This window comes from Brevibacterium luteolum, from assembly GCF_013004595.1.
GTDB lineage: Bacteria > Actinomycetota > Actinomycetes > Actinomycetales > Brevibacteriaceae > Brevibacterium > Brevibacterium luteolum.
In genome coordinates, this window is record NZ_JABEMC010000004.1 from 227,030 (window position 1) to 253,406 (window position 26,377).

Here is a 26,377-nt window from a genome sequence, read left to right on the forward strand (position 1 = left end):
CAGCTGCCGCCGCGGAAACCGTCAGCTTCAGACGAGGCTGGTGAGCACCTCGGCTGCCGTGTCGATCTGCTCGGGTGAGACATCTCGGTGGGTGACGAGCCGGACGCTGTTCTCCCCCATCACCGAGACCCGCACATTGCGCTCAGCTGCCTGAGCGGCGAACTGCTCGGCATCCACTGCCAGATCGCTGAGGTCGAGGAAGACGATGTTCGTATCCACGGTCTCCGGATCGACGATGCCCTCGCGGGTCGCTGCCAGTGCGTCGGCGAGTTGCCGGGCGTGGGCATTGTCATCGGCAAGGCCATCGACGTGGTTGTCGAGGGCGTAAAGGCCTGCGGCGGCGAGGATGCCGGCCTGGCGCATGGCGCCTCCGTAGCGCTTGCGCAGCAGGCGGGTCTTCTCGATGATCTCCGCGCTGCCGACGAGCACGCTGCCGACCGGTGCGCCCAGGCCCTTGGACAGGCACAGGGAGACAGTGTCAGCCTGCCGGCCGTATTCGTCTGCCGAGATCCCTGTGGCCGCACACGCGTTGAGCAGGCGTGCACCGTCCATGTGGACGGCGACACCGGCTGCTGCGGTCTCTCGCCTGAGTGTGCGCAGCTCGTCGATGTCGGCGATGCGTCCGCCGCCGAAGTTGTGGGTGTTCTCCACCGAGATCGCCGCGGTTCCGACCTGGTGGTAGCCGCGCGGGCGGCTCATAAGTGCGAGTGCGTCGGCGGCGGTGAAGGTGCCATCGGGTGAGACCCAGGTCCGGGAGGTGACTCCTGCCAGGGCGGCATGACCGCCCGCTTCAGCGCGCAGGACGTGTGCCTGGGATTCGGCGATGAGCTCCCAGCCGGGTGCGACCAGTGCGGCGACACCGAGCATGTTCGTCATCGAACCCGAGGGGCAGAAGATGCCGGCCTCGTGTCCGAGCAGCACGGCAACGCGGGCTTCGAGTGCGTTGATCGTCGGGTCTTCGCCGTAGACGTCGTCGCCGACTTCGGCGTCCATCATCGCCTGGCGCATCGCAGCATCCGGGCGGGTGACGGTGTCTGATCGCAGGTCGATCATCGTGCGGTCTCCTGAGCTGGTGGTGGGGTGGCAGGCAGCGTGGCAGGCTGCCTGCGGGTCATCCGTGTTCCTGCTGGTGTTTGGTGAGGTATTCGGCGACCTGGAATGCCATTTCGAGCGACTGGTCATGGTTCAGGCGCGGGTCGACGAGCGTTTCGTAGCGGCGGCGCAGACCCTCGTCGTCGATCTCGCTGGCTCCGCCGAGCACCTCGGTGACGTCATCACCGGTGAGTTCGATGTGCAGGCCGCCGGGGATGGTGCCGGCGTCGTAGTGCGCGTCGAAGAACCCGGCGACCTCTGCCATGACATCTTCGAACCGGCGGGTCTTGTACCCGGTGTTCGAGGTGATGGTGTTGCCGTGCATCGGGTCGCAGACCCACGTGACGTGCGGCAGCTGGTCGCCGACCTGGCTGAGCAGGCGCGGCAGGCCTTCGCGGATCTTCTCCGCACCCATGCGCGTGATGAACGTCAGTCGGCCCGGCTCTGCTTCGGGATCGAGCTTCTCTGCCAGGGCCATGGCGTCATCGTAGGTGGCGTTCGGGCCGAGCTTGACGCCGATCGGGTTGCGCACACGGGAGAGGAAGTCGACGTGGGCGGAGTCGAGCTGGCGGGTCCGTTCCCCGATCCACAGGAAGTGACCGGACACGTCGTACGGGTCGCCGGTGCGCGAGTCGATGCGGGTGAGTGCCCGCTCGTATTCGAGCAGCAGGGCTTCGTGGGCGGAGAAGAACTCGACCGATTTGAGGCTGTCGAAGTCAGCGCCGCATGCGGCCATGAACTTCAGCGCCCGGTCGATCTCGCGGGCCATCTGCTCGTAGCGGTGGTAGTTCGGATTCGAGCCGAGGAAGCCGCGGTTCCAGTCGTGGACCAGTCGCAGGTCGGCGAAACCGCCGGTGGTGAAGGCACGGATGAGGTTGAGGGTCGACGAGGAGATGTTGTAGGCCTCGAGCAGCCGGTTAGGATCGTGCCGCCGCGCTTCGGGCGTGAACTCGTAGCTGTTGACGATGTCACCACGGTAGCTCGGCAGCTCAACACCCTCGCGCACCTCGGTGTCCGAAGAGCGCGGCTTGGCGAACTGGCCGGCCATCCGGCCGATCTTCACCACCGGCAGGGATCCGCCGTAGGTGAGCACGGCAGCCATCTGCAGCACGGTCTGCACCCGGCGGCGGATACGGTCGGCATCGGCGTCGGCGAAGGACTCAGCGCAGTCACCGCCGGCGAGCACGAAGGCCTCGCCGCGGCTGGCGGCTGCGATGCGCTCGGTGAGCTTGTCGGCCTCACCGGCGAAGATGAGGGGCGGAACGGAGCGCAGCCGCTCGAGAACGGCAGCGAGTTCGTCTGCATCCTCGTACGTCGGCTGCTGGCGAGGCGACATGGAGCGCCAGGCGTCGAGTCCTTTGATGGTCTCTTCGCTGGCTTCTGCCTGTCCGGCGGCCTGGTAGACGCGGCTGATGTTCACAGTATGTGTTCCTTCGATCGATGGTGATGCCGATGCGGCCATGGTCTCACGGCGGCATCGGCACGCAGGTGTGGTGTCCGGTGTGCGAACGGCGGGGTGGGAAAGCTCAGCTTTCGCCTTCGAAGTCCTCCGGTGAGACGTGGTCGAGGAAGTCGCGGAACTGTGCGACCTCCTCTTCGTCTGCTTCGGGCGCTTCGATGCCGTTCTCCTGGATGAGCTGCTCATCGGCCAGCACGGGGCATTCGGCGATGAGGGCGAGTGCGACAGCGTCAGACGGGCGGGCGGCGATCGTCTTTCCGTCTGAGGTGTGCAGCTCGGCGAGGAAGGTGTGGTTCTCCTTGCCGGTGATGACCACCTCGGTCAGTTCGGCCCCGTACGACTCGAGGATGTCGAGCATGAGGTGGTGGCTCAGCGGCCGCGGCGGTGTCAGGCCGCGCTGGGCGATGCCGATGGCATTGGCTTCGGCCGTGCCGATCCAGATCGGCAGATAGCGCGGCAGATACAGGGCCTTGAGCAGCAGAATCGGCTGGTTGGCGGGCAACTCGATGCGCACCCCGACGACTTCGACGCTGACGTAGGCCATTTCGCTCAGCTGCTGCGCGGACGCTGCTGGAAGATCATCCGGAACTTCCCGATCTGCACATCAGCGCCGTTCTGCAGCTCGATCGAATCGATGAGCTGGCGGCCCACGTAGGTGCCGTTGAGCGAACCGGTATCGCGCAGGGTGAATCCGCTCGGGGTGCGGACGAACTCAGCGTGCTTGCGCGAGACGGTCACGTCATCGAGGAAGATGTCGGCATTCGGGCTGCGACCGACGGTCACCACATCGGTGTCGAGCAGGATCTGCGCGCCGGCGTCGGGCCCGGAGACGACGACGAGGAGCGCATCGGTCTCCGGCAGGTGGTTGAGGTCGGAGACCGGGTGGATCTCACCGGTGCGCGGGTCGAGGATGCTCGGCACCGGCTGATCGTGACCGCCGACCGGCTGGTTGCCGTAGGCATTCGGCGAGGCCTGCGTGCCGGCTTCAGGCTGGCCGCCCTGCGGCTGCGAGCCGTAGCCCTGCTGCTGCGGGTCCGACGCCTGCGGGGCCCCGTAGCCAGGCTGGGAGCCGAAGCCCTGCTGGTCCTGCGGGTATCCCTGCTGCGGCTGCGAACCGTACTGAGGCTGGGGCTGTGAGCCGAACTGCTGCGGCTGTGCACCGGAGTCGTACTGCTGGGGGTAACCCTGCTGCGGCTGCGAACCGTAAGCCGGCTGGCTGCCCTGCTGCTGCGGCTGTGAGCCGTACTGCTGCTGGGGCTGTGAGCCGAACTGCTGCGGCTGAGCACCGGAGTCGTACTGCGGCTGGTCGCCGTAGGGCTGCTGCGAGCCGTAGCCGGGCTGCGAGCCGTACGGCTGCTGAGCGGCAGGTCCGCTGCCATACTGCTGGGCGCCGTAGCCGGGCTGCTGCGAGGCGGCGGCAGGCTGCTCACCGGCGGCATGGGAGCCGCCCTGGTTCTGATTCGGGTCAGTCTGGTTCTCACCGGTCTGGTACGGGAAAGCGCGCGGTTCGCGGGCGGACTCGTCGCCGCCGTACCACGGAGTCTGTCCCGCCTCATCCTGCGGGTAGTTCTGCTGGGACATCAGGCTCCCTCGCTTTCCACTGCTGCGGCGTACGCATCTGCATCCATGAGCGTATCAAGCTCAGAGGCATCGCTGAGCTCGACGTCGAAGAGCCATCCCTCACCATAGGGATCGGAGTTGATGACTTCCGGGGCGTCTTCGAGGGACTCATTGACGGCGATGACCTCACCGCTGACCGGCGCGACGATGTCGGAGACGCTCTTGGTGCTCTCGACCTCGCCGCAGTTCTCGTTTGCCGTGACACTGTCACCCACATCGGGGAGGTCGACGAACACGACGTCGCCGAGCTGATCCTGCGCGAAATCGGAGATGCCCACACGCACGACAGATCCCTCACGAGTCTCGGTGACCCACTCGTGGTCACGCGAATACCGCAGTGAGGCTGGGAAGGTCAGGTCGGGCATTTTGTCTCCTGCTCATCGTTGTGGTGTACCCAGCATAACTGGTCAACAGAATGAAGATAACACTAGAGCAACATCACAGAAACCGTGCATGCGAAAACGCGTGCGAGGTCATCCGCTGCCCAGCTGCGGGACGATGCTGTCGATATCGAGGCTCGTCTCCTGATTGATGGTCATCGCACCGCCGCGCTTCTCAACCGTGTCGTAGATGCCGCCGGGGATGCGCAGGGCGGTGTCCATCGTGTCCGGCTGCCCGATCGCCTGGATCCGGATCGGCAGGTCCACCGGTTCGCCGTCGATCTCCAGACCGCCGGTCGGGGTGTCGGTGAAGTAGGTGGACACGACGACGCGGTGCCCGCCGATCTCGATCGCCTCGGCCCCGGCATCGCGCAGCTCCTGAACCAAAGTCACGAGATTCGAGGCGCTGAGCTGGCCGGGCTGGGCGGTGATCGTCACATCGACGCCAGGCCCTGTCACCGGGACGGTGCCGGTGATGATCTGCATCGACCGGGCCCGCTCCTCAGCCTGCTTCTGCGCGGCCTCCTGCTGGTTCGTCGATGACCGCAGCTCGTCCTCATCGCGGCGCAGCGACGCGGATTCCTGCTCGAGGCGCTGATTGCGGGAATCGACGTCGCCGAGGATGCGGATGAGCTCGGGTTCGGACAGCTGCGAGAACCCGGCGTCCTCGGCCTGCTGCAGCTGGGCAACGAACGCAAAGCCCAGCAGCGCACACAGCACACCGGCCAGCAGCTGGGAGCGGTTGGCCCGGAATTTCAGCGCACTGGCGAGCCGGCCGACGACGTCGCGCCGGGAGCCGGCGTCCTCGGGCTCGGGATTGGGACCGGGCCCACGAGGAGCGGTATCTGCATCCGCGACCTTCGCCTCGGGACCGGGTTCGGGCACCGGCTTGCCCTGCTCGCGGGCCAGGGCCTCGCGCCGGGTCAGCGGCCGCTCCTCCGGGCTCGGCTGCTGGGCGCTCATGTCTTCGTCTCGATCAGCCATCGGTCACGCCTTGAACAGCTGCCGGCGGATCGCGGCAGCGTTGGTGAAGATGCGGATGCCGAGGACGACGACGACGCCGGTCGACAGCTGCGAGCCGACGCCGAGCTTGTCGCCGAGGAAGACGATGAGGGCGGCGACGAGCGAGTTGGAGAAGAACGAGATGACGAAGACGCGGTCGTCGAAGTTGCCCGAGAGCACCGCGCGCAGACCGCCGGCGAGCGCGTCGAGGGCGGCGACCACGGCGATCGGCAGATACGGCTGGATGACGGCGGGCACTTCGGGATCGAGGACGATCCCGAGGATGATGCCGATGATGAGCCCGATGATCGCGATCACTGTCTCTCCTCAGAGTCTGCCGGTTCTTGGCCCTTCGGCTGAGCGTACCGGGATTGTGAGAGCTCGGCTGCCGGGACCGTGACCTCGGCGGAGGTCGAGGCGGAGTAGCCGATCCCGTAGTCCTTGCTGATGGTGGCCAGATAGCTGGCCGCCTGGGTCTGGTCGAGGCGGTCGATGAGGTCTTCCGGGCCGACGGCGACGACCTCATACGGTGGGCGCAGCGGGTCGTAGTTGACGAGGATCGCCCCGCCTGCGCTGCGCACCGCCGAGGTGGTGGTGATCCGGTGGTCGTTGACGGCCACGGCGTAGGCGCCCGAGGCGAACATCGCGTTGATGACTGCCTGGATGTCCTCGTCGTGGACCTTATTGGCTTCCGGTGGGGCCGCCCGCGGATCGTTGTCCAGGGCGCTCGTGTCCTGGTCGGTGAGTGTCAGCGTCACGCCGGGCCCGGTGACTGGGGTGAGCGCGGCCCGTTCGGCGAGTGCGTCGAGTTCGCTGCTGCGATCCTCACCGAGCGCTGTTGTCTGTGCTTCGTTGAGCCGGGCGGCGCGCCGCTCGTTGGAGGCGGCGAGGTCCTCGTTCTCCTGCGAGCGCTGTTCGATCTGCTCGATGAGGTAGTCCGATGTCGTGCGCTCTCCCCCGCTGCCGCGGGTCAGCTGGACGACGGCGATCGAGCCGGTGAGCCCGAGGAACACGGCGACGATGCCGGCGATGAGCTTGGTACTCGGCCGTTTCGGTGCCCCGGACTTGGCTGCCAGTTCGTAGTCCGGTTCAGGGGTGCGCAGCCACAGCGATTCGAGCAGCGAGGACGAATACGACTCGCGCTGGCCGTCGGTGCCGCGGGAGGTCACGCGGCGTTCGGCGAACCGGCGGGCGCGCCGGAAGCGCTTCGTCTCGGGCATCCGGCGGCCTCCTCTCGTTCATCGCATCCGGGTGCGCACATGACTGCGCGCAGCACATCGAGGCCCGCCAGGGGGACCGGTGCGCAGCAGCATGCTGAGACCGATCATCTCATGACCCCTCGACACGGATGCGGCGGCTGTGAGGTGCGCCGCAGCCGGGCGGGAGTTTTTGCTCCAGCCGAAGTGCCGATATACAGTTAGACGAGCCGATTGACAGGTCCGCCTGCATGATCGGCATCGGGCTATGGCGCAGCTTGGTAGCGCGCTGCACTGGGGGTGCAGAGGTCGTGGGTTCGAATCCCGCTAGCCCGACCAGCGATGAGGGCCCCGGTCACCGACCGGGGCTCTTTCGCATCTGCAGGATTGCCGGGGAACGCTGCGACGGTTCGCGCCGGGTTCAGGCCTCAGGTTCCGGTTCCGGCTCAGCCTCGGCGCGGCGCAGGCCGATCGTCAGCCCGACGATCGCAGCGACGAACACAGCACTGAGCCCGAGAGTGACAGCTGGGTTCTCCCGGTAGGCAGTGGCGACCGCGCTGAGGCCGACGAGCCCGACGGTCGAGTAGATGAGCGCCCACACCGCCCCGCCTATTCCCAGGGCCGGCAGATAGCGGCGCAGGCTCATGCCGATCGATCCGGCAGCGAGGTTGACGACCGTCTGCACGCCGATGAGCAGGAAGCTCACCGCCACTGCTGCCGCCCCATAGCGGCGCAGCAGCTGCTCGGCGTGCTGATAGCGACCCGACTGCATGATCCGCTCGACCCGCTGGATGCGGCTGACACCGCGCCGGGCGAGCCTGCCGAGCAGGTAGGTGCCGCCGGCACGGAAGATGATGACGGCATACATGATGAGCCACACGACGAAGAGCGGCAGCGGCCAGTCAGCGGGATTCACCGCTCCATCGTAGACCCTCACTTCGGTTCTCCTCACCTGCAGAACCCGGCATCCGGTGTGAGCTTGCCTACCCCAGGCTCCGGCCCGGTGCTCCCGCGCTGCCACCCGGCCACGGGCTAGGATTCACTCAGAGCCCGTCTGAGCCCGGAGGAACCACATCATCGTGCATGCACCGCAGTTCCCGGGAGCGCACCTCGCTGCCCCTGAACGCACGCTCATCGACATCCTCATCGACGTCGCAGCCCAGCACCCGGAAGCACCAGCCCTTGACGACGGTGTGCGCTCCATCAGCTACACCCAGCTGCTGGAGGCGATGCGCGACTTCGGCCACCAGCTCCACGCCGCCGGTGTCGGCCCCGGCGACAAGGTCGGCGTGCGCGTCCCCTCAGGCACCCTCGACCTCTACATTGCGATCCTCTCGACCCTCATGATCGGCGCAGCCTACGTCCCCGTCGACGTCGACGACCCGGATGAGCGGGCCGCCACCGTGTTCTCCGAAGCCGCCGTCACTGCGATCGTCACCGCCGGGCTGCAGATCGAGTCGCGCCGCGACCCCGCGACCGAGGCGGTGCCCGCCCTGCGTGCCCCGGAGCCTGATGATGACTGCTGGGTGATCTTCACCTCCGGTTCGACCGGCAAACCCAAAGGCGTGGCCGTCACCCACCGCTCAGCTGCCGCCTTCGTCGACGCCGAAGCGCGGATCTTCTGCCAAGACGAGCCGATCGGCCCCGGCGACCGGGTGCTCGCAGGCCTCTCGGTGGCCTTCGATGCCAGCTGCGAGGAGATGTGGCTGGCCTGGGCGCACGGTGCCTGTCTCGTGCCCGCCCCGCGCGCACTTGTGAAGTCCGGCATGGATCTCGGCCCCTGGCTGGCCGGCCGGCGCATCAGCATCGTCTCGACCGTGCCCACCCTGGCGGCCCTGTGGCCGGCCGAGACGCTTGAAAGCGTCCGGCTGCTCATCTTCGGCGGCGAGGCCTGCCCACCGGAGCTCGCCCAGCGGCTGTCCGATGGCACCCGCGAGGTGTGGAACACCTATGGGCCGACCGAGGCGACCGTCGTCGCCTGCGCCGCCCCGCTCGGCGGGCCCGGTCCGGTGCGCATCGGCCTGCCGCTCGACGGCTGGGACCTCGCCATCGTCGACTCCGAGGGCATCCCGGTTGCCGAAGGCGAGACCGGTGAGCTCATCATCGGCGGCGTCGGCCTGGCCCGCTACCTCGACCCGGCCAAGGATGCCGAGAAGTACGCACCCATGCCCACCCTCGGCTGGCAGCGCGCCTACCGCTCCGGCGACCTCGTCGTCAACGACCCGGACGGGCTGCTGTTCGTCGGCCGCGCCGATGAGCAGATCAAGCTCGGCGGCCGCCGCATCGAACTCGGTGAGATCGACGCCGCCCTCCAGGCGCTGCCCGGTGTCGCCGGCGGAGCTGCCGCAGTCAAGGACACCCCGGCTGGCACCCAGCTGCTCATCGGCTATCTCGCTCCAGCCGACACCTCGGCGCCGGCGCCCCTGACCGGCTGGGAGGCACAGCTGCGCGAGGTGCTGCCACCGGCGCTCGTCCCCCGCCTGGCGGTCGTCGACAGGCTGCCGACGAAGACCTCGGGCAAGGTCGACCGCAATGCTCTGCCGTGGCCGTTGGAGGAGATCCTCGATGACGACTCCGGGGAGGCCGTGCCCGAGGAGGCCGCCTGGATCGCCGAGCAGTGGCAGGCCGTCCTCGGCGGCCGGCCCGGCATGGACACCGACTTCTTCACCGCCGGCGGCGGCTCGCTGGCTGCCGCCCAGCTCGTCTCCCGACTGCGCGCCCGCCACACCTCGATCACCGTCGGCGATGTCTACTCCCGGCCGCGCTTCGGTGCACTGGCCGAACTCTGCCTGGGCGAAGAGGGCGCCGCCAGCCCCGTCGCCGGCCGGCACCGGGACGTCACCCGCACCCGCCGGTCGATGCAGTGGCTGCAGACCCTGCTCGGCATGCTGCTGCACATCCTGGCCGGCATGCGCTGGGTCGTCCTCGTCATGGGCGGTGCCAACCTCGCCGCCTGGCAGGGCGCTCCGCTCATCACCACCCCGTGGTGGCTCATCATCGCCCTGTGGCTCGTGTTCGTCTCCGGCTGGGGCCGGATGCTCGTCTCGGCTCTCGCCGCCCGCGCCCTCATGGCAGGTGTGAAACCCGGGGTGTATCCGCGTTCGGGCAGCGTGCACCTGAGGCTCTGGCTGGCCGAGAGCATCCAGGACCTCGCCGCCGCCGTCTCGGTCGCCAACGCCCCCTGGGTGACGTGGTATGCCCGGCTGCTGGGCAACAAGATCGGCCGCGACGTCGACATGCACACCATCCCGCCGGTCACCGGCCTGCTGACGATCGCCCGCGGTGCGGCCGTCGAACCCGAAGTCGACCTCAAGGGCTGGTGGGTCGACGGCGACCTGCTGCGCATCGGCACCATCGACATCGGCCGCGACGCCACCGTCGGGGCACGCTCAACACTCATGCCCGGCACCCGCATCGGCCAAGACGCCCACGTCGAACCCGGCTCCGCGGTGACCGGGAAGGTGCGCAAGAACCAGGTGTTCTCCGGCTCACCGGCCGTGCGCATCGGCAAGAAGAAGCGCACCTGGCCCGACCCGCCCGACCGGCGTGCGCGCACGCCATTCCTGTTCTACGCCCTCGGCTCCCAGCTGCACGCCCTCATCCCCTACATCGCACTCATCCCCGGGATCGCGCTCATGCTGGCACTCACCGGGCCCGAGGTGTTCGCCCAGCCGCTGACGCTGCTCGCCTGGGCACCAGTACAGGCGCTCATCTGGTTCCTCACCACCGCACTGCTCGTCGTCGTCTCGGTGCGCACCTTAGCGATCGGGATGCGCGAGGGCCTGTTCCCGGTCCGGTCGATGATGGGCTTCAGGCTGTGGGCCACCGAGCGGATCCTCGATATGGCCCGCGACCTGCTCTTCCCGCTGTATGCCAGCCTGTTCACCCCGATCTGGCTGCGCATCCTGGGAGCGAAGGTCGGCCGCAACGTCGAAGTCTCCACCGTCCTGCTTGTGCCCTCGATGACGCAGATCGCCTCCGGGGCGTTCCTGGCCGATGACACGATGGTCGCCTCCTATGAGCTCGGCCACGGCTGGATGCGCATCGGCCGGGCCAAGGTCGGCAAACGCGCCTTCCTCGGCAACTCCGGCATCGCCGCAGCCGGACGCCGCGTGCCGAAGAACGCGCTTGTCGCCGTGCTCTCAGCCGCACCGATCAAGGCTAAGAAGGGCAGCTCGTGGATCGGCTCCCCGCCGGTCGAGCTGCGCCGCAGCGAAGTTGATGCCGATGAGGCCCTGACCTACAACCCGCCTGTCCGCCTCAAGGTCGCCCGCGGCTGCTGGGAAGTGCTGCGCGGCCTGTCCGTCATCACCGCAGGCCTGCTCATCACCGGGCTGCTCATCACGCTCTACGGACTGCTCGCAGCCGGTGCCGCACTCGCCGAGGCGACCGGCGCCTCGGCAGCGGTGCTGGCACCCCTGACGCTCGTCATCGGCTCCGGTGTCGTCATGATGGCCACCGGAGCTGTGGCCGCCGGGGTCGCGGTCATCGTCAAGTGGATCTTCGTCGGCCGCACCGGGCCGAGCGAGCATCCGCTGTGGTCGAGCTTCATCTGGCGCAACGAGGTCGCCGACTGCTTCGTCGAGCTCATCGCCGCCCCGTGGTTCGCCCGAACCGCCGTCGGCACCCCGGCACTCGTGTGGTTCCTGCGCGCCCTCGGCGCCAAGATCGGCCACGGCGTGTGGTGTGAGACCTACTGGCTGCCTGAGGCCGACCTCGTGACACTGTCCGACAACTCCACAGTCAACCGCGGCTGTGTCGTCCAGACCCACCTGTTCCACGACCGGGTGATGTCCCTGGACACCGTCACCCTCGATGCGGGTGCCACACTCGGGCCCAACAGCGTCATCCTGCCAGCGGCCAGGATCGGCCAGGCCGCCACCGTCGGGCCGACCTCGCTGGTCATGCGCGGGGAGTTCGTGCCCCCGCACGCCTACTTCTCCGGCAACCCCGTCGTCCCGTGGATCGACGCCCCGCCCCTGCCGGAGACCCCGCACCGGCCCGAACCGGCCGGCACAGAACGCACCACCTGCCCACCTGAGACCCCGACCGATTCCGAGGACACCCGTTGACCGCTGTCGACTCCTACACACCTGACTCCGGCACCACCATGCTGCGGGTCGAGCACTACGACCTCACGCTCGACTACCGCATCGCCCCCAACCGGCTCGCCGGCCATGCGCGGCTGCGGGTCCGCCTGCTGGAGGACAGCAGCGCCTTCGAACTCGACCTGGCCGGCCTGCAGGTGTCCAAGGCGATCGTCGACGGCACCCGCGCCCGGTGGCGGCAGCGCGGCCGCAAGCTCATCGTCCAGCCCCGCCGGGCCTATCAGCGCGGCAGCCTGGCCACCGTCGAGATCTCCTATGCCGGCAATCCGCAGCCGGCGATGGGCATGTGGGGTGATGTCGGCTGGGAGGAGCTGACCGACGGGGTGCTCGTCGCCGGTCAGCCCAACGGGGCGGCCACCTGGTTCCCGTGCAACGACCACCCTTCGAACAAGGCCGACTTCCGCATCTCTGTCCTCGTCGAATCGCCCTACACGGTCATCTCCAACGGCCGGCTCGTGAGCACCTCCCGCAAGGCCGGGCGCACCCGCTGGGTGTGGGAGTCCCAGGCGCCGCTGGCCCCGTACCTGGCGACCGTGCAGATCGGGCAGTACGAGACGACCGAGCTGGCACCGGCCCAGCGGCCGGGCCCGGTGCCGATGAGCATCGCCTGCTCACGCGGACTCCGGGAGCGCGCCCAGCGTGCCCTGAGCAAGCAGCACGACATGATGCGCATCTTCAGCGACTGGTTCGGCCCGTATCCCTTCGAGCACTACGGCGTCGTCATCACCGATGACGTGCTCGAGATCCCGCTGGAGTCCCAGCCACTGTCGATCCTGGGACCGAACCACCTGGCCGCGACCTGGGAAGCCGAACGGCTCGTCGCCCACGAGATGGCCCACCAGTGGTTCGGCAATTCGCTCACCCTCACCCACTGGTCGGACATCTGGCTCAATGAGGGCTTCGCCTGCTACTCCGAATGGCTGTGGGCCCAGGCCGCCGGGCGCGGTCGCACCGATGAGCTCGCCCGCATCCACTGGGATCTGCTCGAGCGCCAGCGCCAGGATCTGGTGCTGGCCGACCCAGGCCCAGCCGAGATGTTCGATGATCGGATCTATAAGCGCGGGGCGCTGACACTGCACGCCCTGAGGCTGCACATCGGCGATGAGTGGTTCCGGCGGCTGCTGCGCGGCTGGACGCAGCGCTACCGGCACGGCTACGTCACGACCGCCGACTTCCTCGCCCTCGCAGCAGAGGTCACCGGCTCCTCGGTCGCGCCGATCGTCGACCCGTGGCTGTACGAGGAGAAGCTGCCGCTGCTGCCGAACTGACCGGCCCCCCGCCGCACGCGCTGGCAGGTTGTGGGCTCAGAGCTGTTTGAGCATGACATCGCCGTCGCCGGAGCGGCCGATGTTGGAGAATCCGAGCTGAGTGTAGAGGTGCTTGGACATGTTCCCGTCGGACACCGACAGGCTGACCGCCGAATATCCGGACACAGCCGCGAGCCGGCACAGCGTGTGCAGCAGCTGGCGGCCAGCGCCCTTGGCCTGGAAATCCGGTTTCACGGCGATGGACACCTCGGGAATGTCATCGGCCACCCAGCCGTAGCCAGGCGGATCGCTCAGCAGCCGGCACCAGGCCGCACCGACCGGCTGGTTCTCCTCGTCCCAGGCGATGACGGCGATGTCGCCGTCGCGGCCCCAGCCGTCGATGTAGGCGGAGAGCTGGTCGTCGGCTTCGATGACTGAGGCATCGAGCTCAGGGGCGCCGGGCGACCAATTGATGCACTGCAGCAGGAAGGGCAGCAGCAGCTCGCGTGCTTCTGCCGGCATGCGGTCTGCTGGCAGCGGTGTGATGTGCATGGGTGTCCTCTCCGTCTTCGGCCTCCACCAGCGTAATCGCAGTCAGCACGAAGTCTGTGCAGATTCCGCCTGCTGATCAGGAGCGTCCGGCAACCGCCTCGGCGCGGCGGATCCAGGCGTCGTTGCGGACCCGGAAGCCCAGGCCGATTGCGCGCAGGGCGACAAAGCCGATGCCGAAGCAGGCCCACAGCACCGTCACCGTCGGCCACTGGGTGTAGATGAGCGCGAGGATGCCACAGTAGCCGAGGAAGGCGGCCAGCTGCGCGAAAGCGAGATAGCGGGCGTCTTCAGCACCCATGAGCACGCCGTCGAGGGTGAAGACGTACCCGGCGATCGGCATGCTGATGGCCAGCACGATGACAAGCGGGGTCAGCAGGCCGCGCACCTCCGGATCGGAGGTGAACACGAACCCGATGAGCGGTGAGACAGCGGCGAGGATGATGCCGACGAGGACGCCGAAGCCGATCCCCCACTGGATGAGCCGCCGGTTGATCGCAGCCACCCGTTCGCGGTTGCGGTAGCCCAGCTGCAGGCCGATCATCGCCTGCCCGGCGATGGCGAGCGCGTCGAGGACGAGGGCCAGGGAGTTGAACAGCGTCTGGATGATCTGGATCGCGGCCAGCTGGACGGTGCCCAGACTGGTGGCGAGCACGATGAGGACGATCATCGCTCCGCGCAGGGACATATTGCGCATGAGCAGCCAGCCCGACGTGCGGGCTGAGGCGAGCACTCCGGACCAGTCCGGGCGAATCGGTGCGTGATGGCGGCGGGCGGCACGCACGGCGATGACGAGGTAGATCGAGCACATCCCGACATGCGCCATGACTGAGCCGAGTGCGGAGCCGGCCACGCCCATGCCGAGGCCGTAGATGAACAGCGCATTGAGACCGATGTTGGCGAGGAACCCGCCGACGGCGACGTAGAGCGGGGTCTTGGTGTCCTGCAGTCCGCGCAGCAGCCCGGTGGCGGCAATGACGGTGAGCATGAACGGCAGTCCCCACCAGGAGATCGCAAGATACGCATGGGCGCCGGCTGCCACCTCGGGAGCGGGGTTGAACCAGCTGATCGGCAGCTGAAGCAGCGGCAGTCCTGCTGCCAGCAGGATGAGCGAAGTCAGCAGCGCCAGCCAGATGCCGTCGAAGCCGGCGCCGATCGCTGCCGGGGTGTTGCCTTCGCCGAGTCTGCGGGCGACCCGCGGAGTGGTGGCGTAGGCGAGGAAGATCATGAGGCCGAGCACCGTCTGGATGATCGTCGAGGCGATCGCCAGCGCACCCAGCGATGCCGGTCCCAGGTGGCCGACCATCGCGGTGTCGGCGAGCAGGAAGACCGGCTCGGCGGCCAGCGCTCCGAGTGCCGGCAGCGCGAGGGCGAGGATCTCCTTGTCGAGGAAGCGGTTGCGGGTGGTGATCGGTGGGGCCTTTCGACGGGCGGTGGGGCTCGGACATGCCAAGAGGCGGATGCCGGGTGGCATCCGCCTCTTGATCATAGTCCCGCAGGTGTGTGCGGGAGCGGTTCGAGACTGTGACTCAGCTCGCCTCGCTGGAGGCCTGCTCGGCTCCGATGCGGCGCATCTCGCGGCGCAGGATCTTGCCCGAGGCGGTCTTGGGCAGCGCTTCGATGAAGTTGACGTGGCGCGGGGCCTTGTAGGAGGCCAGGTGCTCACGGCAGTAGGCGACGAGTTCGTCCTCGGTGGCCTCAGCGCCGGGCTGGAGGCTGACGAAGGCGGTGACGGATTCGCCGCGGTACTCATCGGGCACGCCGACGACGGCGGCTTCGAGGACGGCCGGGTGGGTGTAGAGGACGTCTTCGACCTCGCGCGGCCAGACCTTGAAGCCGGCGGCGTTGATCATGTCCTTTTTGCGGTCGACGATGAACACCCAGCCGTCTTCGTCCATGAATCCGACGTCGCCGGTCTTGAGCTCCCCGTCGGGGATCTCCGAGGCCGAGGCGCCGGGGTTGTTGATGTACTGGCTGACGACCATCGGGCCGCGCACGCAGATCTCGCCGACCTCGCGGGGGCCGAGTTCGTTGCCCTCGTCGTCGAGGACGCGCACGACGGTGTCGGGCACCGGCAGTCCGCAGGACAGGTTGCCGCTGTCGGGGTCGACTGGGGCGCGCATGCCCGGCGGGACGACGACGCACTGGGCGGTCGTCTCGGTCAGTCCGTAGCCCTGGCCGATGTAGTGGCCGGTGCGCTCCTCGAACTTCCGCACGATCGCATCGGGCAACGGCGCGCCGCCGGACATGAGCGACTTGAAGGAGTCGAAGGCGTCGGTGTCGAAGGTCGGGTGTGCCAGCAGCGCCATGTACGCGGTGGCCGGGCCGGCCATGTACTGCGGCTTCTCGCGGCGGAAGATCTCCAGGGTGCTGGCCGGTTCGAACCGGTAGTTCATCGCCAGGGCCGCGCCTATGGCGACAGAGGCGATGAACTGGCAGACGAAGCCGGTGATGTGGAAGACCGGTGCGAGGGTGAAGATGACGTCGTTTTCGTCCAGACCCTGGTGGATGCCCAGGGACAGGGAGTTGACGCTGACACCGCGGTGGGTCACCGCCGCGCCCTTCGACCGGCCGGAGGTGCCGGAGGTGTAGCCGATGATCGCGGTGTCATCGGGGCTGAGCTCAGGGGCGGGCACCGAGCGGCCCTCGTTGGCCTTGACGACGTCGAGGAGCTCTTCGCAGCCGGTGTCGTAGTGGTCGGCGAAGATCCCGAAGATGCGCTCATCGTTCGTCGTCTGGAAGTCGGTGTCCTGACACGTGAGCACCCATTCGAGGTCCTGGCTGTAGTTCTTGACCCGGTCGAGGTAGGCCGCAGCGGAGACGACGAGGCCGCGGATGCCGGAGTCGGCGAAGATGTGGCTGAGCTCGTCGCGGTACATCGGGTTGAGCGGCACCGGGATCGCACCGACCTTCCACGCCCCGAACACGGCGATGTGGTAGTGCGGGGTGTTCTGCAGGTACACGCCGATCCGGTCGCCCTTGCCGATGCCCTTGTCGGTCAGCCAGGTGGCGTAGGCGTCGGTCTGCCGATCGACCTCGGCCCATGTCGGTTCGTAGCCGAAGTAGGTGATGGCGCGGCGGTTGGGGAACTTCTCGACCGTCTCGCGCAGCAGCGCGTCACCGGTGGTGTGCGGGACGGGCTCATTGAGCTGGGACAGGTGGCTGTAGGTCTTGAGCCAGGGGCGGGTCTCCGAAATGCTCATCGTCTCTCCTCGGATCGTCATGTTCGGAATTCGGGGTGTGCCCGGCGGTCAGCGGTGACCGCCGGGCGCAGGCCGGCTGATGATCAGCAGACCTCGAAGAGCCCGGCGGCGCCCATGCCGCCGCCGATGCACATCGTGACGACGACGAACTTGGCGCCGCGTCGCTTGCCTTCGATGAGGGCGTGGCCGGTGAGCCGGGCACCGGTCATGCCGTAGGGGTGGCCGACGGAGATGCCGCCGCCGTCGACGTTGTAGCGCTCGGGGTCGATGCCGAGGCGGTCGCGGCAGTACAGCGCCTGCACGGCGAAGGCTTCGTTGAGCTCCCACAGGTCGATGTCGTCGACACTCAGGCCGTGCTGGTCGAGCAGCTTCGGCACGGCGAAGACCGGGCCGATGCCCATCTCGTCCGGCTCGCAGCCGGCGACAGCCATGCCGCGGTAGATGCCCAGCGGTTCGAGTCCGCGGCGGGAGGCCTCGTCATCGGACATGAGGACAGCAGCCGAGGCGCCGTCGGAGAGCTGCGAGGCGTTGCCGGCGGTGATCGACGGGTGGGTGGAGGCGACACCGGGTTCGAGCACCGGGTTGAGGCTGGCGAGGCCCTCCAGGGTGGTCTGCGGGCGGTTGCCCTCGTCCTTGGTCAGGGTGACGGTCTTCTCGGAGATCTCCTTGGTCTCCTTGTCCTGGACCAGCTGCACGGACTCCAGCGGCACGATCTCCTCATCGAGGCGCCCGGCCTCCTGGGCAGCGGCGGTGCGCATCTGGGATTCGTAGGCGTAGGCGTCCTGGTCTTCGCGGGAGACTTCGTAGCGTTCGGCGACGACCTCGGCGGTGTGGAGCATCGGCAGGTACAGGCCCGGGATGTTCTCGACCAGCCACGGGTCCTTGGCGCGGAAGGTGTTCATCTTGTCGTTCTGGACGAGCGAGACCGATTCGACGCCGCCGCCGACGGCGATCTTCATCCCGTCGTGGATGATCTGCTTGGCAGCCGTCGCGATCGCCATGAGGCCCGAGGAGCACTGCCGGTCGAGCGTCATGCCCGACACGGTGACGGGCAGGCCGGCGCGCAGGGCGGCCTGGCGGGCGATGTTGCCGCTCTGGGAGCCCTGCTGGAGGGCCGCACCGAGGATGACGTCGTCGACGTCGGCGCCCTCAATGCCAGCGCGCTCGACGGCATGGCGGATGGCGTGGCCGGCGAGTTCCTGCGGCTGGGTGTTGTTGAAGGCTCCGCGATAGGCCTTGCCGATCGGGGTGCGGGCGGTGGAGACGATGACTGCGTCTGTCATGGGTGTCCTTTCTGGATGACGAGGGGCGCCTCGCCAGTCTATTTCGTCTGTGTGATCCTCAGCACGTCGGAAGTTCGAGGAGTTCGGCCAGGGCTGCGCGGTTGTTAGCCGGGTGCCCGAGGATGAGTTCGCCGGCCTTGGCCCGCTTGAGCAGCAGGTGGACCGGATATTCCCAGGTCATGCCGTTGCCGCCGTGCAGCTGCACGGCTTCCTCGGCAGCCTGCACGGCGACTGGGGCGGTGTAGGCGAGCGCGGTGAGTGCGCAGATCTGGGCTTCGTGCAGGTCCTCTCCGCCGTGCTGCCAGTTCGCTGCCGTCTGGGCGGCGTAGGTGGCGGCGGCATCGGCCTGGCTGACGGCCAGCCAGAGATCGGCCAGCCGGTGCTTGATCGCCTGGTAGGAGCCGATCGCGCGGCCGAACTGCACGCGGGTGCGCACATAGTCCAGGGTCGTGGAGAACGCCTGGGCTGCGGTGCCGGCGAGTTCGGCCGCGAGCGCCACCTGCCCGGCCAGCGTCGCGGCGGTGGCCGCTGCCTCCGCCTCGGGCCCGGTGGCGATGACCCGTGCGGCAGCACCCTCGACGGTGACGTCGGCGAGCCTGCGGGTCTCATCGAGGCTGAGGAAAGGCGCGATACGAGCATCTGCCGGGTCGATGACGACGATCGTCGTGTCCTCCCCGCTGCCGATGACGGCGATGAGGTCATCAGCGCCGTCGGCTTCCATGACGCCTGCCACGGTGCCGCTGACGTGGACCGTCCCTGCATGCTCCGCGCCCGAGGCGTCACTCGCCTCAAGCCCGCTCGTCAGGGTGGAGCTGGTGGCGGGGAAGGCGACGGCGGCGTAGCGCTCACCGGCAGCCAGGGCGGCTGCCAGTTCGAAGTCCCCGGCGTGGGTGACGAGCGTGGTGGCGATGACGCCGGAGGTGAGGAAGCGCAGCGGTGCGGCATGCCGGCCGATCGCGTGGGCGACGACAGCGGCCTCGGCGAGGCTGGCGCCGGCTCCGCCGTCTGCTTCGGGCACGAGCAGCCCGGCAAGGCCGAGTTCGCGTGCCCACCCGTCGTTGAGCTCACGGGAGGCGACAGCTGGGTCGTCGTAGACCTCGGCGACGGTGCCGGGATCGCAGCGTTCGGTGAGGAACGCGCGCACGGTGCGCCTGAGGTCGGCGGCCAGCTCGGTTTCGAGCATCTCGATGGTCATTTGGGCAGGTCCTTAAACGGCAGGTCTTTGTCGGTGCGGTGTTCGCCGGGCAGGCCGAGGACGCGTTCGGCGATGATGTTGCGGATGATCTCGCTGGTCCCGCCTTCGATCGAGTTGCCTTTGGCGCGCAGGTACCGGTAGACCGGCGTGCGGCCGGTCATCGAGTAGTGCTCGGGCCGGCGCATCCCGTAGCTGTCGTGGCGCAGCCCGTCGACACCGCGCATGCGCACATCGAGAGCCGAGAGCTGCTGAGCGTTGCGGGCGAATGACAGCTTCGCACCCGAGCCTTCGGGTCCGGGCTGGCCGGCGGCGACCTGCTGGGCGGTGCGCTCTGCGAGCATCCGGGCGGTCTCGGACTCGACCCACAGGCGCATGAGCTCATCGTGCAGCAGCGGGTCGCGGACCTCGGGCTGTTCGCGCCAGGCCTTCGTCACAACCCCGAGCATGCCGCCTTCCCGGGGTGCTCCCCCGCCGATGGCGACCCGTTCGTTATTCAGCGTCGTGTTCGCGATCTTCCAGCCCTCACCGGGCTCACCGAGCCGCATCGAGGCAGGCACGGGCACATCGGTGAGGAAGACTTCGTTGAACTCGGCCTCACCGGTGATCTGGCGCAGCCCACGGGTCTCGACACCGGGGGCGTACATGTCGAGCAGGAAGTAGCTCAGCCCACGGTGCTTGGGCACGGTCGGGTCGGTGCGGGCGATGAGGATCGCGAGATCGGCGTTGTGCGCTCCGGAGGTCCACACCTTCTGCCCGGTCACGCGGTAGGTGTCCCCGTCGAGGACGGCCTTCGTGGCGACGGCGGCGAGGTCGGAGCCGGCGCCGGGTTCGCTGAAGAGCTGGCAGACGATCGTCTCGAGCGTGTAGATGCGTTTGAGCCACGTCTTCTGCTCATCAGTGCCGTAGCCGGCGATCGTCGGGGCGGCCATGCCGAAGCCGATCGCGTTGTCGTGCCGGTCTGGGCGGTGCAGTCCGGCGGCGTCGACGGCGGCATCGGCGTAGTCCTGCAGGCTCGCCGAGACGCCGAGGCCGCCGGCGCCTGGCGGGAAGTTCACCCAGGCCAGGCCGTGGTCGTAGAGCAGTCCGGCGTGCGCGGCCTTCGACTCGGCGTCGGCGCCGGTGAGCCCGGCGGCCGCGGCTGTGGCTGCCGCGACCGCCTCGTCAATGCGTGCGTGTTCGCTCACCAGGTCAGTCCTTGGGTCCGCCGGCGACGTAGATGACCTGGCCGGAGACGAAGCCGGCTCCTTCGCTGGCGAGGAACGATGCGGTGTGGGCGATGTCCTCGGGCTTGCCGGAGCGGGCGACCGGGATCTGGCTGACGGCCATGGCGACGAAGTCGTCGAACTCGACGCCGACGCGCTCGGCGGTCGCCTTCGTCATATCGGTTTCGATGAAGCCCGGGGCGATCGCGTTGGCGGTGACGCCGAACTTGCCGAGCTCAATCGCATACGTCTTCGTCATCCCCTGGATGCCGGCCTTGGCGGCCGAGTAGTTCGTCTGTCCGCGGTTGCCCAGCGCCGAGGTCGAGGACATCGAGATGATGCGGCCGAACTTCTGCTCGACCATATGGGACTGGCAGGCCTTGGTCATGAGGAAGTTGCCGGTCAGGTGGACGTCGAGGACCTTGGTGAAGTCGGCCGGGGTCATCTTGAACAGCAGGTTGTCCTTGATGATGCCGGCGTTGTTGACGAGCACAGTCGGGGCGCCGAGCTCCTCAGCGGTGCGCTGAACGGCGGCGTTGGCCTGGTCCTCATCGGTGATGTCGGCACCGATGCCGATGGCCTGTCCGCCGGTTGCGCCGATGCGGGCGACGACATCGCTGCAGGCGTCTTCGCTCAGGTCGACGACGGCGACCTTCATGCCGTCGGCGGCCAGCCGCTCGGCGATCGCGGCGCCGATGCCGCGGGCGCCTCCGGTGACGATGGCGGTGCGCTGGGTCATAAGTTCTCCTTCAGGTTCGGGGTGTGTGGTCAGGTGGTTGTCCGGGTCAGGATGCGTACTTGCGCAGCTCACGGCGGGCGATGGTCATCTTGTGGACCTCATCGGCGCCGTCGACGATCCGCAGGGTGCGGGCGTGGGCGTACATCTCGGCCAGTGGGAAGTCGTCGGTGACGCCGGCTCCACCGTGGACCTGGATCGCTCGGTCGATGACGCTCAGGGCGACCTTCGGCGCTGCGACCTTGATCTCGGAGATGAGGTTGCGGGCCTCCTTGTTGCCGACCTTGTCCATCATGTCAGCGGCATGCAGGGTCAGCAGGCGGGCCTGGTCGATGTCGACGCGGGATTCGGCGATCCAGTCCTGAATGTTGTCTTTGGCTGCCAGCGGCTCGCCGAAGACCACCCGTTCATGGGCGCGGCGGCACATGGATTCCAGAGCGCGTTCGGCCATGCCGATGGCGCGCATGCAATGGTGGATGCGGCCAGGACCGAGGCGGGCCTGGGAGATCGCGAATCCCTCGCCTTCGCCCTTGAGCACGTCCTTGGCCTCGACGCGCACATCGGTGAAGGTCACTTCGGCGTGGCTTTCGCGGTCAAGATAGCCGAACACCGGCAGGGAGCGGACGATCTCGACACCGGGGGCGTCGGTGGGCACGACCATCATCGACTGCTGGCGGTGCTTCTCGGCGTTCGGGTCGGTCTTGCCCATGACGATGAGGACCGTGCAGTCCGGGCGGGCGCCATTGGAGGTGAACCATTTGCGGCCGTTGAGGAGGTAGCCGTCGCCGTCCTTCTCCATGCGCATCTCGATGTTGGTGGCATCCGAGCTGGCCACAGCCGGTTCGGTCATCGCGAACCCGGAGGCGATCTCACCGTCGAGCAGCGGGCGCAGGTACTTCTCCTTGTGCTCATCGGTGCCGAAGAGCGTGAGAACCTCCATGTTGCCAGTGTCGGGGGCGTTGCAGTTCGTCGCCTCAGGCGCCAGGTTCGGTGAACGGCCCATGATCTCGGCCAGTGGGGCGTATTCGAGGTTCGTCAGGCCCGGGCCCCATTCCTCGTGCGGGTGGAAGAGGTTCCACAGTCCTCGGGATCGGGCTTCGCCCTTGAGCTCCTGGAGGATCGGCGGGACGGCATGCGGGTCATCCTGGGCTGCCATCTGCTCGCGGTAGACGGGTTCGGCTGGATAGATGTGGGAGTCCATGAAGGACTCCAGCTTCTCGCGCAGCTCCTTGGCGCGGTCGGTCTCGTCGAACATCGCTGGCCTTTCTCTCAGGTGTTCTCGTGTGTGCGGGCCTCGGCTTTGAGCCGGACCTGGTAGCGGCGCATGCCGCGCAGCCATCGGTCGTAGTCGGAGCCCTTCATCTGGAACATCTCGGCGACTTCCGGGTGGGGCAGGATGAGGAACGTGCCGTCGTGGATCGCGTCCATGACGCAGGTGGCGACGTATTCGGGACTGAGCACCTCGCCGGATTCGGCGACCGAGCGGCTGGCAACGCGTTCGGCGGGGTCCTCGCTGTCGAGCCCGGCCATGAGCAGTTCGGTGCGCACGCCCATCGGGCACAGGCAGGCGACCTGGATGCCGTCATCGCCGTAGGTGATGGACAGCCATTCGGCGAAGGCGAGCGCGGCGTGCTTGGACACCGCGTAGCCGGCCTGCCCGATCTGGGTCAGCAGGCCCGCCGCCGAGGCGGTGGAGACGAAGCAGCCTGCTCCCCTGGCCTGCCAGGTCGGGATGAGGGCCTGGGCGGCGCGGATGTGGGCGCGCAGGTTGATGTCGAGGATCGCATCCCAGTCGACATCGGACTCGCCGAGTCCGCGTGCGCCGGCGATGCCGGCGTTGGCGACGTAGAGGTCGATCTCACCGAGTTCGGCGCGGGTGCGGTCCAGCAGTTCGGTGATGCCGTCTTCGGATGCGCAGTCGCCCTGCCAGGCCCGGCAGCCGAGTTCGGAGGCGACCACGGAGACCGTGTCGGCGACATCGGCGAGCATGACGAAGGCCCCGCGGTCGATGAGCTGTGCGGCGATGGCTCGACCGATGCCACCGGCTCCACCGGTGACGACGGCGACTGCGCCTGAGACGTCCATGGGTGTCCCTTCTGGAGAATTCTCCTGCGGCCTATGTGATGCAGGTGACATCTCAACTTATAGTTGACGTGAGCGTCAATTTCAAGAACTAACGAACGAACGTTTACCTCCTGGAAGGAGATCTCCATGTCGCAGGTGTCGCTTCTCGCCCCGCTGCTGGAGCATGCGCGCACCCGTCCGGAGCACATCGCGGTGCGCGGCCCGCGGGCTGACCAGCGCACATCCCTGACCTACCGGCAGTTCGTCGGTGCGATCGCCGCTCGCACACGCGAGCTCCAGGCCTCCGGACTCCGACCAGGTGAGCGTGTCGGGCTCATCGCCCCGACCTGCCCGGAGTTCCTCATCGAGTTCCTCGCCGTCGAGGCCTGCGGGGCGATCACCGTGTGCTTCAATCCCCTCTCGACGGTGCCCGAACTGGACTTCGTGCTCTCCGATTCCGGTGCCAGCCGCCTCATCATGCACCCGCTCTGCCCCAAGGCAGGCTCTGCGGCCGCAGAGGCGCTCGGCATCACCGCCGAACTGCTCACACCCGTCGACATGCACGCGCTGCCGCAGGCGAGCCCGGACTTCGCCCCGGTCACCCGGGACCCGGAGGACTGCGTGCTGCTGCTCTACACCTCGGGCACCACCGGCCGGCCGAAGGGCGCGATGCTCTCAGCACGCACCCTACTCACCGGCGTCACCGCAGCCGAGGCGGTGGCCGGCCTGTCCCCTGCTGACCGGGCCGGCACTGCGCTGCCGCTGTTCCATGTCTTCGGGCTCGGCTCGGTGGCCTACCCGGTGCTGGCCAACGGTGCCACCATCACTCTGCTGCCGCGCTTCGATGCTGATGAGCTGCTTGAGACGATCATCGCCGATGAGCTCACGATCGTGGCAGGCGTGCCGACGATGTGGAATGCGCTCACCCACGCGACCGCCGGTGAGGGCGTCACGACGCCGCAGCTGCGCCTGGCGCTCTCAGGCGGGGCGGCGATCTCGCTGGAGCTCATGCGCGCCTTCCACGCTCGGTTCGGCGCCTCGATCACTGAGGGCTACGGGCTGACCGAGACGTGCGCTTTCGGCACCTTCAACGCCGCCGAGGGCGAGGACAAGATCGGCTCAGTCGGTCTGCCGGCCCCGACGATGGACGTGCGGACCGTCGATCCTGCCACCGGTGAGGCGTGTGGTCCCGGGCAGACCGGGGAGGTGCGGCTGTGCGGCCCGCTCGTCATGCTCGGCTACTGGAACCGGCCTGAGGCCACCACTGAGGTCTTCGACGCCGACGGGTTCTTCTGCACCGGTGATCTCGGGCATGTCGATGAGGACGGTTATCTCTACATCGTCGACCGGCTCAAGGACCTCATCATCCACGGCGGCTACAACGTCTACCCGCGTGAGGTCGAGGAGGTTCTCTACGCCCATCCGCAGGTCTTCGAGGCCGCTGTCATCGGGGCGGCCGATGAGCACTACGGCCAGCAGGTCGCCGCTGTCGTCACCCCGATGCCCGGTACCGAGCTGACAGGTGATGAGATTGAGGCGTGGTGCCGGCAGTCGCTGTCGGCGTACAAGATCCCGCGCATCATCCGCATCGTCGACGGCCTGCCGAAGGGCCCGACGGGCAAGATCCGCAAACGCTCGATCGAACTGTGAAGGAGTGAGCGATGACCATCCAGCGTCAGCCCGGTGCACCGCTGACCGAGCGCGGCCTCCGCACCCGGCAGGCCCTCATCGACGCGGCCATCGACGTGTTCTACGAGCAGGGCTACTTCTCCACCCGGCTCTCGGCGATCACCGAACGGGTCGGGTGCTCGACCGGCACGCTGTACACGTACTTCGCCAACCGGCAGGAGATCCTCGCCGCGATCATCGAGGAGTCCTATACTCCGGTGGTCGCTGCCGATCATGCGTGGGGCGACCCGGATCATGATGCAGGCACGGGCGTTCCCGGCCCCGAGGCGCTCATCGCCAAGATCCGGAAGGCGACAGGAGTGTACGTGCGCCGGTACCGGGACAACGCCCGGGAGGTGGCGCTCATGGACCAGGTCGCTGCGGTCGATCCGGAGATCCGGGACATCCGGCTGGCGCGCAACCGGGTGTTCTACCGGCGCAATATGCGCAGCATCGAGCAGATGCAGGCCGCCGGGCACATCCGCGCCGATCTCGATCCGGATCTGACGGCCAAGGCGCTTTCGGCGATGGTGAGCCGCACGTGCAAGTCGATCTACGTCGATGAGCCCCAGGAACGCTATTTCAGCGATGCCGGCGTCGAGGAGCTGGCCGACAAGCTCTCACAGCTGTGGGTCTCCGCCCTCGAACTCGCCCCGGACAGCACTGAGGACTGAACACTGAACAATGAGCTCCCATGGCTCGGCGCCTCGGCACCTCGGGACCGCGGGGTCTGCCGGTTACGCTTCGTCGATGTCGTCGAAGCGGGAGATGTCGCCGGCGCCGATCCGGCGCACGACCGGCGAGCCGGGTGTGAAGTCGATGACCGAAGTCGGAGTGGTGCCGGGCACGCCGGAGTCGATGATGACGTCGACGTGCTTGCCGAGCGCCTCGGCGACGTCCACAGCGTGCGTCAGCGGCTCCTCGTGATCGGGCAGCAGCAGCGTTGAGGACAGGATCGGCTCACCGACCTCTTCGACGAGGGCGAGCGGGGTGGCGTTCTGCGGAATCCGGGCACCGACCGAGTGCTTCTTCGGGTGCATCATCTTCCGCGGCACCTCCTTCGTCGCCTTCATGATGAAGGTGTAGGGCCCCGGCGTCAGGGACTTGATGGTGCGGAAGGCGTAGTTGTCGACGATGACGAACTGGCCCAGCTGTGCGAAGTCGTGGCACATGAGCGTGAAGTGGTGCTTGGAGTCGAGCTGGCGGATGCGGATGATCCGTTCAATGCCGTCCTTGTTCTCCAGCGCGCAGCCGAGCGCATAGCAGGAGTCTGTCGGGTAGGCGACTAGCCCGCCATCGGCGATGGCCTTGGCCGCCTGGCGGATGAGCCGCGGCTGCGGATTCTCAGGATGGATGTCGAGTATCTGTGCCAT

23 protein-coding genes and 1 tRNA gene are annotated in these 26,377 nt (G+C 67.9%); 5 read left to right on the forward strand and 19 right to left on the reverse strand.

Translation table 11 applies throughout. From position 1 onward, the window contains the following. Positions 1-27 precede the first annotated feature (27 nt). The 8 genes from HLA91_RS08460 to HLA91_RS08495 form a co-directional block, all read right to left on the reverse strand. Complete coding sequence (locus tag HLA91_RS08460) at positions 28-1,053, reverse strand: threonine aldolase family protein (RefSeq protein WP_170274312.1); 1,026 nt, start codon at positions 1,051-1,053, stop codon at positions 28-30. A 58-nt stretch (positions 1,054-1,111) separates the two neighbouring features. After that, positions 1,112-2,512 (reverse strand): class II 3-deoxy-7-phosphoheptulonate synthase, encoded by a 1,401-nt coding sequence (locus HLA91_RS08465; RefSeq protein ID WP_257995004.1) that lies wholly within the window; start codon positions 2,510-2,512, stop codon positions 1,112-1,114. Between the two features lie 106 nt (positions 2,513-2,618). Then, entirely contained in the window at positions 2,619-3,095 is a 477-nt protein-coding gene (locus HLA91_RS08470) for a bifunctional nuclease family protein (protein WP_170274313.1), read from the reverse strand. A 5-nt stretch (positions 3,096-3,100) separates the two neighbouring features. Further along, positions 3,101-4,132 (reverse strand): FHA domain-containing protein, encoded by a 1,032-nt coding sequence (locus HLA91_RS14275; RefSeq protein WP_420867887.1) that lies wholly within the window; start codon positions 4,130-4,132, stop codon positions 3,101-3,103. Beyond that, a complete protein-coding gene (gene gcvH / locus HLA91_RS08480; protein ID WP_102160585.1) occupies positions 4,132-4,536 on the reverse strand; it encodes a glycine cleavage system protein GcvH in 405 nt (134 codons plus the stop codon). The genes HLA91_RS14275 and gcvH overlap by 1 nt, the downstream gene beginning before the upstream one ends. Before the next feature lie 108 nt (positions 4,537-4,644). After that, on the reverse strand, positions 4,645-5,535 hold the full coding sequence (locus tag HLA91_RS08485; RefSeq protein ID WP_102160586.1) for a DUF881 domain-containing protein: 891 nt from the start codon (positions 5,533-5,535) through the stop codon (positions 4,645-4,647). A 3-nt stretch (positions 5,536-5,538) separates the two neighbouring features. Further along, entirely contained in the window at positions 5,539-5,871 is a 333-nt protein-coding gene (locus HLA91_RS08490) for a small basic family protein (protein WP_165882709.1), read from the reverse strand. Beyond that, on the reverse strand, positions 5,868-6,773 hold the full coding sequence (locus HLA91_RS08495; RefSeq protein WP_102160590.1) for a DUF881 domain-containing protein: 906 nt from the start codon (positions 6,771-6,773) through the stop codon (positions 5,868-5,870). The genes HLA91_RS08490 and HLA91_RS08495 overlap by 4 nt, the downstream gene beginning before the upstream one ends. A 238-nt stretch (positions 6,774-7,011) precedes the next feature. Between HLA91_RS08495 and HLA91_RS08500 the strand changes: the two genes are divergently transcribed. Beyond that, positions 7,012-7,088 (forward strand) — tRNA-Pro (locus HLA91_RS08500). Between the two features lie 82 nt (positions 7,089-7,170). Here HLA91_RS08500 and HLA91_RS08505 read toward each other — a convergent pair. Further along, on the reverse strand, positions 7,171-7,686 hold the full coding sequence (locus tag HLA91_RS08505; protein WP_259795296.1) for a DedA family protein: 516 nt from the start codon (positions 7,684-7,686) through the stop codon (positions 7,171-7,173). Between the two features lie 136 nt (positions 7,687-7,822). Between HLA91_RS08505 and HLA91_RS08510 the strand changes: the two genes are divergently transcribed. Further along, entirely contained in the window at positions 7,823-11,821 is a 3,999-nt protein-coding gene (locus tag HLA91_RS08510; protein ID WP_170274356.1) for a Pls/PosA family non-ribosomal peptide synthetase, read from the forward strand. Beyond that, positions 11,818-13,125, forward strand: coding sequence for a M1 family metallopeptidase (locus HLA91_RS08515; RefSeq protein ID WP_239557032.1), 1,308 nt, complete (start codon positions 11,818-11,820; stop codon positions 13,123-13,125). The genes HLA91_RS08510 and HLA91_RS08515 overlap by 4 nt, the downstream gene beginning before the upstream one ends. A 36-nt stretch (positions 13,126-13,161) precedes the next feature. Here HLA91_RS08515 and HLA91_RS08520 read toward each other — a convergent pair whose 3' ends face one another. The 9 genes from HLA91_RS08520 to HLA91_RS08560 all read right to left on the reverse strand — a co-directional run bounded on the left by HLA91_RS08520 (position 13,162) and on the right by HLA91_RS08560 (position 23,357). Next, on the reverse strand, positions 13,162-13,656 hold the full coding sequence (locus HLA91_RS08520; RefSeq protein WP_170274314.1) for a GNAT family N-acetyltransferase: 495 nt from the start codon (positions 13,654-13,656) through the stop codon (positions 13,162-13,164). A 76-nt stretch (positions 13,657-13,732) separates the two neighbouring features. Beyond that, the gene (locus HLA91_RS08525) at positions 13,733-15,106 is read right to left on the reverse strand and encodes an MATE family efflux transporter (RefSeq protein WP_239557031.1); all 1,374 of its coding nucleotides are present in this window, start codon (positions 15,104-15,106) and stop codon (positions 13,733-13,735) included. A gap of 76 nt (positions 15,107-15,182) precedes the next feature. Beyond that, positions 15,183-16,856: a class I adenylate-forming enzyme family protein gene (locus tag HLA91_RS08530; protein ID WP_170274316.1), complete on the reverse strand. Its 1,674-nt coding sequence runs from the start codon at positions 16,854-16,856 to the stop codon at positions 15,183-15,185. An 83-nt stretch (positions 16,857-16,939) separates the two neighbouring features. Continuing rightward, on the reverse strand, positions 16,940-18,139 hold the full coding sequence (locus HLA91_RS08535; protein ID WP_102160604.1) for an acetyl-CoA C-acyltransferase: 1,200 nt from the start codon (positions 18,137-18,139) through the stop codon (positions 16,940-16,942). A gap of 58 nt (positions 18,140-18,197) precedes the next feature. Continuing rightward, the gene (locus tag HLA91_RS08540) at positions 18,198-19,334 is read right to left on the reverse strand and encodes an acyl-CoA dehydrogenase family protein (RefSeq protein WP_170274317.1); all 1,137 of its coding nucleotides are present in this window, start codon (positions 19,332-19,334) and stop codon (positions 18,198-18,200) included. After that, positions 19,331-20,518 carry an acyl-CoA dehydrogenase family protein gene (locus HLA91_RS08545; RefSeq protein WP_338076724.1) on the reverse strand — a complete coding sequence of 396 codons (1,188 nt, stop codon included), beginning with the start codon at positions 20,516-20,518 and terminating at the stop codon, positions 19,331-19,333. Before HLA91_RS08545 ends, HLA91_RS08540 begins: the two co-directional genes overlap by 4 nt. A gap of 4 nt (positions 20,519-20,522) precedes the next feature. Continuing rightward, the gene (fabG, locus tag HLA91_RS08550) at positions 20,523-21,275 is read right to left on the reverse strand and encodes a 3-oxoacyl-ACP reductase FabG (protein WP_170274318.1); all 753 of its coding nucleotides are present in this window, start codon (positions 21,273-21,275) and stop codon (positions 20,523-20,525) included. A gap of 46 nt (positions 21,276-21,321) precedes the next feature. Continuing rightward, positions 21,322-22,527 (reverse strand): acyl-CoA dehydrogenase family protein, encoded by a 1,206-nt coding sequence (locus tag HLA91_RS08555; RefSeq protein WP_170274319.1) that lies wholly within the window; start codon positions 22,525-22,527, stop codon positions 21,322-21,324. 14 nt (positions 22,528-22,541) lie between these two features. Continuing rightward, positions 22,542-23,357 (reverse strand): SDR family oxidoreductase, encoded by an 816-nt coding sequence (locus tag HLA91_RS08560; protein ID WP_170274320.1) that lies wholly within the window; start codon positions 23,355-23,357, stop codon positions 22,542-22,544. A 126-nt stretch (positions 23,358-23,483) separates the two neighbouring features. On the opposite strand from HLA91_RS08560, the gene HLA91_RS08565 reads away from it, so the two are divergent. Both HLA91_RS08565 and HLA91_RS08570 read left to right on the forward strand, forming a co-directional pair. After that, positions 23,484-24,986: a class I adenylate-forming enzyme family protein gene (locus HLA91_RS08565; protein WP_170274321.1), complete on the forward strand. Its 1,503-nt coding sequence runs from the start codon at positions 23,484-23,486 to the stop codon at positions 24,984-24,986. An 11-nt stretch (positions 24,987-24,997) separates the two neighbouring features. Beyond that, positions 24,998-25,678, forward strand: a complete 681-nt coding sequence (locus tag HLA91_RS08570; protein ID WP_170274322.1) for a TetR/AcrR family transcriptional regulator — start codon at positions 24,998-25,000, stop codon at positions 25,676-25,678. 63 nt (positions 25,679-25,741) lie between these two features. Here HLA91_RS08570 and HLA91_RS08575 read toward each other — a convergent pair whose 3' ends face one another. Continuing rightward, complete coding sequence (locus HLA91_RS08575; RefSeq protein ID WP_170274323.1) at positions 25,742-26,377, reverse strand: L-threonylcarbamoyladenylate synthase; 636 nt, start codon at positions 26,375-26,377, stop codon at positions 25,742-25,744.